8 protein-coding genes and 1 rRNA gene are annotated in these 11,991 nt (G+C 40.7%); 3 read left to right on the forward strand and 6 right to left on the reverse strand.

The window, feature by feature from the left end; all coding sequences use genetic code 11:
- Positions 1 to 17 precede the first annotated feature (17 nt).
- The 3 genes from BN8899_RS06090 (at position 18) to BN8899_RS06100 (ending at position 1,903) form a co-directional block, all read left to right on the forward strand.
- Positions 18 to 410 carry an ExbD/TolR family protein gene (locus tag BN8899_RS06090; protein ID WP_065218721.1) on the forward strand — a complete coding sequence of 131 codons (393 nt, stop codon included), beginning with the start codon at positions 18 to 20 and terminating at the stop codon, positions 408 to 410.
- Between the two features lie 174 nt (positions 411 to 584).
- Entirely contained in the window at positions 585 to 1,256 is a 672-nt protein-coding gene (locus BN8899_RS06095) for a DUF4136 domain-containing protein (protein ID WP_065218722.1), read from the forward strand.
- 38 nt (positions 1,257 to 1,294) lie between these two features.
- Positions 1,295 to 1,903 (forward strand): outer membrane beta-barrel protein, encoded by a 609-nt coding sequence (locus BN8899_RS06100; RefSeq protein WP_026207867.1) that lies wholly within the window; start codon positions 1,295 to 1,297, stop codon positions 1,901 to 1,903.
- A 64-nt stretch (positions 1,904 to 1,967) separates the two neighbouring features.
- Here BN8899_RS06100 and BN8899_RS06105 read toward each other — a convergent pair whose 3' ends face one another.
- The 6 genes from BN8899_RS06105 to rrf all read right to left on the reverse strand — a co-directional run.
- A complete protein-coding gene (locus tag BN8899_RS06105; protein WP_018339447.1) occupies positions 1,968 to 2,702 on the reverse strand; it encodes a LytR/AlgR family response regulator transcription factor in 735 nt (244 codons plus the stop codon).
- Between the two features lie 145 nt (positions 2,703 to 2,847).
- The gene (locus BN8899_RS06110) at positions 2,848 to 4,206 is read right to left on the reverse strand and encodes a RagB/SusD family nutrient uptake outer membrane protein (protein WP_065218723.1); all 1,359 of its coding nucleotides are present in this window, start codon (positions 4,204 to 4,206) and stop codon (positions 2,848 to 2,850) included.
- 10 nt (positions 4,207 to 4,216) lie between these two features.
- On the reverse strand, positions 4,217 to 7,537 hold the full coding sequence (locus BN8899_RS06115) for a SusC/RagA family TonB-linked outer membrane protein (RefSeq protein ID WP_026207869.1): 3,321 nt from the start codon (positions 7,535 to 7,537) through the stop codon (positions 4,217 to 4,219).
- Between the two features lie 37 nt (positions 7,538 to 7,574).
- Positions 7,575 to 10,145, reverse strand: a complete 2,571-nt coding sequence (locus tag BN8899_RS06120) for a zinc-dependent metalloprotease (protein ID WP_187376784.1) — start codon at positions 10,143 to 10,145, stop codon at positions 7,575 to 7,577.
- 125 nt (positions 10,146 to 10,270) lie between these two features.
- Entirely contained in the window at positions 10,271 to 11,800 is a 1,530-nt protein-coding gene (locus BN8899_RS06125) for a histidine kinase (protein WP_148375294.1), read from the reverse strand.
- 101 nt (positions 11,801 to 11,901) lie between these two features.
- Positions 11,902 to 11,991 (reverse strand): 5S ribosomal RNA (gene rrf, locus BN8899_RS06130); the annotation flags it as partial.

Below are 11,991 nucleotides of genomic sequence, written 5' to 3' on the forward strand. Positions count from 1 at the left end.
TTTCAACTTTTTTTGTCATGGCAATCAAACGCAAAAGTAAAATCAACCCGAATTTCAACATGTCGTCCATGACCGACATTGTATTCCTATTGTTGATCTTTTTCATGGTTTCATCCACCTTGATCAACCCGAACGCCTTAAGATTACTGTTACCGGAAAGCACGAACCAAACTTCCGACAGACCTATCGTGGTCGTGTCCATTGACAAAAACTACACGTTCTACTTGAACGAAAAGGTAATCCCTTTCTCGATGCTCGAGCGTCGGCTCGTGGAAGAATTAAAAGAACAAGACGATCCCTGCATTTCTCTCCAGGCTGATAAATCCGTGCCACTGGAGCAAATCGTGAAAGTAATGAATATCGCCAAAGACCATAAATACCGCCTGATCTTAGCCACAACCCCCGAATAGATTAGCTTACAGACCTATGTAAAAAATAAATTGGCGAAGCTGAAACCTATCGCCCACGTTGGCGTATACAACCTCACACAAGTGATCAAGAACTTGATACTCATCGCTTGTAATGATTATCTCGTTGTAGATAAAATATATTAGCAACAATTGTTAAACTAAAACTAACACAGTATGAAACGTTTACTTTTTTTATCATGCATCGGACTGTTTGCACAGTTTCTGGTCTCATGTTACCCGGGAGGCGCAGACACAGTGAAGGAGATGGATGTTGCCATAACCAATTATGACAAGAATGCAGACTTCTCCAAGTATACTACATTCTCACTTCCCGATACGATTGTCTACTTCGTGGCTCAAGGGGAAACACCGAACCACACTTATGACCCACAAATCTTACAACTGGTAAAAGACAATTTCACTCAACTGGGTTACACCTACATTGACCCGCAAAGCGAAAGTGATGTGCAGCCGAGTTTCATTGTCACCGTATCAGCTTTCTCTAACGTGAATTATTACTACGCCAACGACTACTGGTACAACTACTGGGGTTGGTATCCGGGATGGAACTGGGTTTGGGGACCGACCTGGGGACCGGGTTGGGGACCTTCTTACCCGTGGAATCCTGTTGCCGTATACTCTTACAGAAGCGGTTCTATCGTGATCGACATGATTGCGGCAAACCAAACGGCTCCGACAAGCTCAGAGAAAAAGATTCCGGTACTCTGGAGTGGAGTTGCTGACGGCTTGTTACAAGGCTCCGCGCAATCTATTCTTGACAGGATGGAATCAACCATCGACCAATGTTTCGTTCAATCACCTTACTTGAAAAAACAGGCACAATAGAGTAGATCACTAATTGTCAATTTAAAATTCAAACGATTATGAGAAAGTTATTAATAATATCACTTATACTATTCGGGTTAAGCCCATTAGTAAAAGGACAAATGCTGAACTTGAACTACCAGATGTCTGTTCCGGTTGGCAAAATGCACGATTTCGCAAGTAAAATGAGTTTCAGAGGCATGGATCTCGAATACCACCATTTCCTAGGAGAGAAATTCTCCGTCGGAGGTATGATCGGCTGGAATACCTTCTACAAAGACAAAGGAAAAATAAGTGGCAACTTTAGATTTAAAGGCAGCAATGACATTCACACCATCACCGGTTATCAATACCGCTACGTCAATACTGTGCCCATCATGGCAATCGGGCGTTACTGGTTCACGGATCAGAATAGCACGTTCAGACCTTATTTCGGACTAGGCGTCGGTACAAGCTGGACGGAAATGAAGTTAGACGTGGGACAATTCAGCTCCACCAACTCCAAATGGCAATTCGCCTTCGCTCCTGAAATAGGTACAATTATCCCAGTTAACGACCAGTTTGCATTCAACATCGGGGCTAAATACACCTACGGCACGAAAGCCGGGAAAGTAGAAGCCATGCAAAACTTCACGCTTAGCTTGGGTATCGTGTTTATGGGAAACTAAATAAACAAAAACAACTAGGTAATCAATAGGGACAGACTGTGCTCGCAAGGGCACAGTCTTTTCGTTATTGGTTCAGCCACTGCTTGAACTCCTGAATCCGCTCCGAACTCACGATAGCTTCAATCCCACTTGGCGGCAATGGCGACAAAATAATCTTAATCCTACTATTGGAATATTTCACCATTTCCTTGATAGCATCATAGCTGATAATAAACTTCCGGTTAATCTTGAAGAAACGAGCGGGGTTCAATTTCGACTCGATCCCGCTGATCGTTTGGTCGAGGATATAATTCTGCCCGTCCCGGGTAAAAAGCACCAAATACTTCCCGTCTGCCATAAAATAAGCCACATCCCCGATCGTCACGGACTTCATCTTGGTACCCACGGTCACGAGGAAACGCTCTTGGTACACGGTTAATGAAGCCGCCGGGAAAGGAACATTTGCAGCAGAAAGCGAGTCCAATTTACCCAATGCCTGCACTAACTCTTCCTTATCAAACGGTTTCAAAATATAATCTATCCCCTGGTACTTAAACGCCTTTAACGCGTACTCGTCATATGCCGTGATAAAAATTACCGGCACCGTGATCTCCACCTGCCCAAAAATATCAAAACTCTGCCCGTCCCCCAGATGAATATCCATAAAAATCACATCCACTTTATTCTTCCGCAACCACGCCACGCTCTCGCTCACCGAACCCAACTTCGCCAAAATAACAACATCCGGAGCCACCTCCCCCAACAACCTCTCCAACTCCGAAGCTGCAAGATACTCGTCTTCAATAATAACTGCATTCATAGGCTATTTTTATAAATACCCATCAGGGTACATCCCCGATTCCGTATCTACAAAAATATAGAAAATAGTTCACGAAAGCAAAAAAGCAAACGCAGAGGATTTTTCCTCTGCGCTTCCAACCACTAATAAACCTAAAACATACAACCTAATCTATCAAATTAGGATTATTTTCAATTGCCTCTTTTGGGAAAGGAATAGTATATTTGGGATCATCAGCATACAATGTTGCGGTAAACTCTTCAAATTCTTCATTATAATAAGTTTTCACAATTTCGGGACGTGTTGTACGACGCAAATCATACCAACGATGTCCTTCGAATACGAGTTCCCGAGCTCGTTCATCCATAATTTCGTTTATTAATTGCTCCTGATTCATTTTCTCTATTTCAACCTTTTTCTCATCATAATAACTGGCAATTAAACGATTTTTCATCACTGACAACAAATACCCCCTTGCAACATCAAGCTTTCCCGTTTGCCTTGCAGCAGCTTCAGCTGCAATCAAATAAATTTCAGAACTTCTAAAAGTAACCTTATCACTTAGCGCCGTACCTTTATTAGGAATATACCCACTATATGATACTCTAAAATAACGGTTAACCCGAGTATCTTTATAAGTATCATTCTCTTGCCCAGAGTTATATTTATCGCCAATATTCCAAAGCATTGTCATATCATCTACAATATCCACATTTGAAACCTGTTCTAATGACAAAATAGCTTCTTGTGAATCATAAGCCCAAGGTTTAGCCTCAACATCTGCGACCATATCGGTCAATGCACACTGAGGAAGAATTTCTTCCGCTGCCGCCTGTGCCAAATCCCATTCTCCCCGATATAAACGAACTCTAGCCTCCAAAGCTTTTAATGACTTCTTAGAAAAACGGTAACGTGTAGAAGCCGGTTGCTCATCTAGTTGCATATATTTCTCAGCTTCTTCTATATCTTTCAGTATTTGAGTATACACCTCTTCCACTGTTGCTCTTGGAAAATTTTGATCTATATCCACTTTCAAAACAATAGGGACACCTTTATCAGATGAAGCTGTTTCTCTCGTATATTGCTTCGCATAGAGATTCAGTAATTCAAAATGCGTATAAGCCCGTAAACAATAAGCTTCTGCCAAAATTTGTTCTCTAGTATCATCAGTCACGTCTACTTTCGCATCCAATACTCCATCAATTATACTATTCGCATAAAAGATCATTCTATACATTTGTTGCCAAGGATAATCATACGTGAGAGGATCATCACTCTCGTCTTTCCACGTAGCCATATCAATATAATTGTCATAAGACAATCCATATATATAAGGGAATACTTCATCCGAACGTACGGTCAGATAATGTTTATATCTAGGATAAGTTGAATAAGCCGATGCTAATAAAGCCCTAAATTCGGAAACTTCATCAGGTATCACTTTGCCTACTGGTTCCACGTCCAAATAGTTACATGACGTGAACATAACCAAAGATATTATTACAGATTGTATATATTTCATCATACTAAATTAATTAAAAGGTCAAGTCTATACCACAAGAAAACGTTTTTGCCAAAGGCTGCGCATAAATACTTCCATAAGTCTCCGGATCGAAATAACCTTTGTAACTTCCCCCAAAAACAAAAGGATTCCTAGATTCAAAGCTAATTCGAGCTGCAGCAAAACCTATTTTTCTCATTATTTCTTCTGGGATATTATACCCCAAGCGAATACTATTAATACGCATATAGCTCATTTGCTTAAACCATATATCATAACTCCTATATGAGTTTCCCGGATCTTTCACCTGTAACCATTGGTAACCCCAATTTTTTTCTCCTTCTGTATTAGTACCGATCAACCGTGCATATTTCCCATTCGGATTACTTGGAGACCATATTTGGAACATCCTATTCGAATAATTCTGTCCAGGCGATGTAGTTGCCGGATTATAGAACGGAGTTTCTTGTACTGTTTGGTCCAAAATAAATGAAGCTGCAATAGTTAAATCAAAATTACGATAACGGAATTTATTTATCCAACCTCCCGTAAATTTCGGTTCCGTTGTTCCCTCATAAGTATATAAATCACGATATTGTTCTGCAGACAATCCACTTTCCAAAAAGGTTATGAAACCTCCCATTTGAGATCCTTCTCTCAATTGATAAAATTCATTAAACGAAACTTTTTGTCCTTGTTTATTATAGAACATCTGCATCCCGTTTTCATCCAAACCAGCTGTTTTCAAAGAAAATACAGCACCAACAGAATACCCTTCTCGAGAAGGTTCATATGAATTTTCCCGAACATTAATCTTATTAATTACACTTTTATTATGTGCGATATTAAAGTCCATCGACCATTTGAAATTCTTTGTTTGAATATTCACAGTTGATAAAGAAAACTCAAAACCTTTATTAGTTAATCTTGCCCAGTTCATATTTGAAAAATTAAACCCATTTTCGCCAGGCAAAGACCGTAAACCAATAAGATCCTTACTTAAACGATGGTACACATCCAAACTCAAAGCTACCCGATTATCAAGTACAGCAACATCCAAGCCACCATTCCAGTTTCTTGTTTTCTCCCAACGTAAATATTGATTTGGAGGAGAATCAACTGAAATATTTGGTTCGCTCTCACCCGGTAAAATCGTAACATTTCCCCAGCTACCAACAAGTTCTGGTGACGTGTTTTTATCTACATTTCCTTGAATACCGTAAGATGCTCGCAATTTCAAGTTCGATAGCCACTCTACATCACGCATAAATTCTTCTCTATTTATATTCCACGCCCCGGATACAGACCATAAAGGCAGATATTTATATTTACGATCGACACCGAACATATTTGAACCATCGTAACGCAAACTTCCAAAAAATACATATCGATTATCATAAGCATAGGAAGCCGTCATGTAATAAGACAAGAATCTATCTTCCGCAAAACTTTTCTGATATTGACGGAATGCCGCTTCATCAACAGCTGTACTTCCTGTAGGAAAAACTAGAGGCTTCGTTGTCAAGGAATTTGGATCATACCCAAACCCTTTAGTCTGAATCGTTGTTGTCTTATTTCCCCTCATTTCCAATCCAGCCATCACATTCACTTCGTGCTTTTCTGCAAAATATTTATTAAACTCTCCTTGTAATTTCCATTGGTATTGATTCATATCAGTTGTAGCATTTTGAATAATACCTCCATCCGGGAGAAAATATGTTCCATCGTTTACTCTCGTTCTTTCTCTATATTTACGGACATAATAAGTTTCTTTATCTGCAATCTTTTCAGAACTGGTATGTTCCAATTGCATACCAAATTGTGTAGAAAGATTTAACCATGAAGCGACCTTATAATTTAAAGAAAGCATCGGTTTTATGGATCTATTTTTTAAGGTATATTTCGTATTATTCATCTCTTCCAAATAATTAAACTTCACATACCTCCCACTATATCCTTCTATATCCTGATCATAGACATAATCGCCATTCTCATCTCTTAATTTCAAATAAGGGTTTGCATTTCGAGAATAGTTCGCCGGATTTATAAACGCATCTGCATCTGTCAAATAACTATTCCGTTTACTATCAGTTACAAATAAAGAAACTCCTACATTCAAATTCGGAATTATATCAAAATCTGTTTTCATCGTTATATTATAACGCTCAAATCCCGTATTTCTTGTAGTACCCTCTTCGTTATAATAACCACCTGAAAAATAATATCTAGCGAAATCAGAACCTCCCGAAACACTAATATTATATTGTTGATTCACTGCATTCCGATAAATGACATCCCCCCAATTCGTGTTAATATTACGTAATGCATTAATCTCAGATTGAGCATCAGAGGATAATCCTCCAAATCCATTTTCCCGAAGAACTCCTAACTGATCGTGTCTTTTTAATATTCGAGCAACCTCTCCATAATCACTCCGATAATCCAAATCTGAACGAGAAGCTAAATCTAACTCAAAATCAACTTTTTCTGAAGCATTCATTAAATTCAACTTATCCAAATCCGGCTTTAATGTATAAAATACTCCTCCTGAAAAATTCACCCGAGGTTTTCCCCTAGAGCCTTTTTTCGTCGTTATAACAATTACACCATTTGCAGCACGAGCACCATAAATTGCAGTTGCCGCCGCATCCTTTAATATCGTGATATCTTGAATATCCGAAGGATTAACACCTCCGATAGATGTATTATATAATTCATCAATATTATCTTTACTATTAAAATCTGTCGGAATATCATTCCCTTCCAAAATCATACCATCCATAACCCACAGCGGATCCGTACTCCCACTCAAAGACACCGTACTACGAATACGCATTTTATTAGGTGCACCCGGAGCTCCATTCGTGGGGATTGAAGTCATACCCGCAACCTGTCCTTCCAATAGTTGATCGATACTGGCAACTCCTATTCGTTTTATATCATCCATCTTTACAGTTTGAATTGCAGAGGTAGCTTTTCGTTTCTCTATTTTTTGATACCCAGTCACCACCACTTCCTCCAACTGCTCCAAATCCGGTTGTAAAAGCACCTTGAACTCCGTCTTTTTAGAGATGTCCAGTTTCAAGGGTTTATACCCGATAAAACTAATTACCACGTAATTCACGGCTTTCGGAACTTTCAATTCAAAATTTCCATCAATATCCGTGATTGTTCCTTTAGGTCCCAAATTCTTGGACTCCGGGGCATCCGGATCTATAACCACTGTCGCTCCAATCAAAGTCTCGTTCGTAACGGAATCCATTACCACGCCCTTAATTGTTCGGTAGTCTCCCTCGTTCTGAGCGAGCAACCAAAGCGGACAGAATAACGCAATCAATAATAAAAATTTTCTCATGTTCATTTGTTTACTTCGTATGTTAAAGGTATAATAATTATCTCATGTTCAAAGCTTCCTTGATACGGATAATCAAATCTTCATAATGATTTCTCGTTTCAACGTTGCCCGTGTTTCGCTTACTTTCCGCCAATTTCAGAACTTTCAACAACTCACCTCTTTTCACGGACACCGCCTCAGATACCCGTCCCATGGAAGTGAAATGCAAAATTCTCAATTGAGCGTCTTCTCTAGGTTCTATTTTAAACGCAGCTTCTTTTGAGGCAAAGCAACATGCGTTTGTATTGTGTAAAGCCTTCTTTGTTGTTTTCTCCACGGCTTTATTTGAACTCACAATGATGGCATCGATAAAGTTCTTCTGTGTCATCCTTTCATAAAGTGACAGGTTCTTTCCCGCATTAGAACTGGCGAATATAACTTTGTGAATATCCGCGAACATCTCCTCGGGAGTATAACATTTAGCACGTCCTAAAGTCGCTTCCGCATCAAACATACGCATCAGGCGATCGTCTTTCAACAAATTATAGAACGTAGCGTACTGCATCTCTCGTGCCACCGTGTAAGGAGAATATTCTACACCCATTTGTATCGGGTAACTCTTCTTCCACACCTCTGCTCCAAACAACCAATCCGGCACGATAAATACTTCATCGATCAAATATTTCACGCTCTCCTTCTGTCTCTCTCTCGGCACGGGAACGTAACGATCCTCTGAACTACCCATCACCGGATTGTTTATATATATACCACCCACGTTTGCCGTCACGTGTCCGGCATACATTTTCCATTGGTTAATCACTGCCATCAACAACCTGCCAGCTTGCGTGAATCCTTCTCCTTCTTCTTCCGTCCACGTGATAATATTCGGCACGATTCGCTTCAAGTTCATAATCCCGTAACGATTCGCTTTCACAACATCATCACCCAGGTCTTCATCTTGTGATCGCGGGTCGATTGGGTCTTTCGGGTCTTGTTGCTCCCCGTACCAATACATCGGATCATCCTCGTGTTCCCGAATCCAGCCGTTCAAAATCGGCAACTCCTCTTGCGGTGTTTCCGTGTCTAACCAACGATAAGCCCAATTAATAGCAAATTTATCATATATTCCAATCTTAGGAGTAATAGCCACGACACCATCTCCAGGTTGTGCCACGTAATTAAAACGGGCATAATCCATGATAGAACTTGCCGTGCCCCCCATCTTCGAGGTAAAACTCGGGGATCTCAATGAATCCACAGGGAAAGACGAGGAGGCACCCATATTATGCTTCAACCCGAACGTGTGACCAACTTCGTGCGATGACACGAAACGAATAGCACTAGCCATATGCTCGTCACTCAATTTATTTCCCCGTGCTCTCGGGTCTATCGGTCCCGTTTGAACTTGTATCCATGAATGAAGCAATGACATCACGTTATGCCACCATACCACGTCAGCCTCTATAATCTCACCGGAACGGGGATCCACAACAGAAGGTCCCATAGCGTTCGCCTGCTCAGATGCCGCATAGGTGATGACAGAATAACGAACATCATCTATATCGAAATCTTCATCACCCTCGGGGACATCCTTCGCGATAACAGCATTTTTGAAACCTGCTGCCTCGAATGCTGCCTGCCAATCCAATACTCCTGCCTTTATTTCCTCCCTCCACTGTTTCGGGGTTGAAGGATCGATATAAAACACAATCGGTTTAACAGGCTCTACCACCTCTCCTCTATTATATTTCTCTACATCTTCCGGCTTCGGTTCCAACCGCCAACGGTGGACGAACTCCCGTTTTTCTACTTTTTGTTGCGCATCATTAAAATAAGCATGCTCCGTCGTGAAGAACCCTACACGGGGATCCGCGAAACGCGGCTTCATCGGCACTTCCGGCAACAACACCAAGTTCGTTGTCGTCTCTACGGTCAAAGGGACAGCCACGCCACCATCTACCACTGACGTCGTCATCAGCGCTTTCACCACCACATTCTCAGGGAACACTTTCACACTCAATATCTTTGATAAATTTGTCTTTATCGCTCCCCCCAAAGAGATACTATTATATACATCATTAAAACTTTTCTCGCTTCCGTCAAATATCTTATTTACTTTAATCACCACGGATGCCGAATCTTTCCCGTATGCCTCGATCGGGAAATACTCGATCACCGACTCCCGGTAATTCGCCTTCACCGATTCCGCTATCGCATCTCCTTCCGGCGCACTTACTCTCGGATTATAGGTTGTCACCCATACTTTATTCAACTTCTCGTCTTTATAGAAACGGATTAGTTTATCATCATATTCCATTCCTCGATTCAACCCTGCATCATTCAATTCGTAAGGCACTCCCGACACTTTATTCACGATCAAGAGATCACGTCCCATCAATGAATCGGCGATCTCGAAATAATAATCATTCTCCACCGTCAGAATTTTGATCACTCCTTCGGCAACCTTTGCCTTTTTTACTAATTCACCATAAGTATCCTTACTGGCTACTTCCGTTTTTTCTTCAGACTTTTTTTTCTTTTGTCTTTCACGAGAATATCCCGTCATGGAAAGTAACAATAATGCCACGATCATTGTCACGCCTAAGATAAATGTCTTTGTTTTTGCCATACTTTATTTATTCGTTAAATCTGACCTAAATCTTTGATGCTATACAATATTAAGACAGATTTCGCCGAATAAAAATAAAATAGGAGTGAATCCCCGAAAAAACGGAGTGAAAGTTCGATTTTTAGTTATAAATCATTTCTCAAAAGAGGCAATTTGCACACGTAATAACCATTTTGACAACCATATACAAATTTTTCACGGGAATAAAACTCGTAAATAGTACGGATTCGCTCAAATCCCACGCCCATCGAGGCTTCGCCGGATTCCCCTCGAGGTTGGTAATTATTACTCACTATCAACCAATCTTCACCATCATGGATGTGAATATGCAATGGACTCTGCATCGTGATCTGGTTATGTTTGATAGCGTTCTCAACCAGCATTTGTAAACTCATGGAAGGTATTTTCGCGTCCAGACAGGCTAGAGAGACGTCAATCGTTAACTCTAACTGTTCACCGAAACGTATCTTCTGCAAAAAATAATATTGCCGGGTAAAATCGATCTCCTCCTTTATAGTAGACAAACTTTCATTCCTCGTTTCCAGCAAATAACGATATACTTTAGATAACTTCAACACGAACTCTTTCGCCAAGACAGAATCCGTACCGATCAGTACGCTCAAAGAATTCAAGGAATTAAATAAGAAATGCGGGTTAATCTGGTTTTTCAATTGCTGTAAATGCAGTTCCATTGACTCCCGCTCTATTTTCCGTCTCAACCGATACTCTTTACGCCATTTATGCTGAGCGAAGAAAAGCAACACCGCAAATATCACGATCGTAATCAAAGCTATCATCAACGTATAACGATGAAATTCATCCAAAATCTCTCTATTTCCATACTGGGGTACGTTCACGGCTATTACCCAATTCTCCTCGCCGATTGTCAAGGGATAATAAATACGAAGTACCGGGGAAGACAAGAAAACAGAATGCACCATCATCTCCACTTCATGCTTCGTCTTCATCACCTCCCTCAAGGTATCTAGCTCTTCCTGCTGGAAAGGAGATGACCCCAACAACCTTTCATCCGGATGAGATAGCAATACCCCTTGCTCGTTCACGATAAACACGTAACTGGAAACTTTTCCGCTAGCCTCGGCAAAATAAGAATGCAAATCCGTTAGCAAAATATCAAAACCGAAAAGAGCTTTTCGGGAAACCGCCGGTTCTATCGTTTCAATCGTCGTCCAGTATATTTTGCCATTCTCCGTGTACGTCCCGCTATAATGATGCTCTCTCATCGTGTCAAGTAAAGTGTACATATATTTCAACTCGCTCCCCGAGAGTTTCATACGACGAAAGGACTCACTATTACGTTCCAATATACGCAACGAATCCTTTGTTCCCCGAAAAAACCACGTTCTGCTCAATTTCGGGTCTAACTGCAACATGGTCTTCAAAAGAGAAAACAAATCCACTTCATTATAGGATTCCGTACGCCCGAAAAACTCCCTAGCCAAACGTTGTAATTCCTCCGTTTTTCGAAATTCATAAGCCACGGACTCCGCCCGGTAACGTGAAGCTTCCCTCACGTTTGCATTGTTCATATCATTACCAACATCGCTGATTTTTTTACCAATCAAATATATCGCGATCATAAACAACGCTAACAGGATTAAACCTATCGATATGATATTCGTCCGTATTCTCATCGCGACAAAGATACATAAACAATTGAAAATGAAAAATTGAAAATTAAAAATGAAAAGTTCAGACAAAAAAAGAGCGAGTCATTTGAACTCGCTCTCTCTAAATTTGGCATCGACCTACTCTCCCACCTTTCGGCAGTACCATCGGCGCTAACGGGCTTAACTTCTCTGTTCGGGATGGGAAGAGGTGGATC

The organism is Butyricimonas sp. Marseille-P2440 (assembly GCF_900091675.1).
Taxonomy (GTDB): domain Bacteria; phylum Bacteroidota; class Bacteroidia; order Bacteroidales; family Marinifilaceae; genus Butyricimonas; species Butyricimonas synergistica.

Bases quoted from the DNA above. Each gene is read 5' to 3' on its own strand.
- BN8899_RS06090 (WP_065218721.1), top strand. From the start codon at position 18: ATGGCAATCAAACGCAAAAGTAAAATCAACCCGAATTTCAACATGTCG.
- BN8899_RS06095 (WP_065218722.1), top strand. From the start codon at position 585: ATGAAACGTTTACTTTTTTTATCATGCATCGGACTGTTTGCACAGTTT.
- BN8899_RS06100 (WP_026207867.1), top strand. From the start codon at position 1,295: ATGAGAAAGTTATTAATAATATCACTTATACTATTCGGGTTAAGCCCA.
- BN8899_RS06105 (WP_018339447.1), bottom strand. From the start codon at position 2,702: ATGAATGCAGTTATTATTGAAGACGAGTATCTTGCAGCTTCGGAGTTG.
- BN8899_RS06110 (WP_065218723.1), bottom strand. From the start codon at position 4,206: ATGATGAAATATATACAATCTGTAATAATATCTTTGGTTATGTTCACG.
- BN8899_RS06115 (WP_026207869.1), bottom strand. From the start codon at position 7,537: ATGAGAAAATTTTTATTATTGATTGCGTTATTCTGTCCGCTTTGGTTG.
- BN8899_RS06120 (WP_187376784.1), bottom strand. From the start codon at position 10,145: ATGGCAAAAACAAAGACATTTATCTTAGGCGTGACAATGATCGTGGCA.
- BN8899_RS06125 (WP_148375294.1), bottom strand. From the start codon at position 11,800: ATGAGAATACGGACGAATATCATATCGATAGGTTTAATCCTGTTAGCG.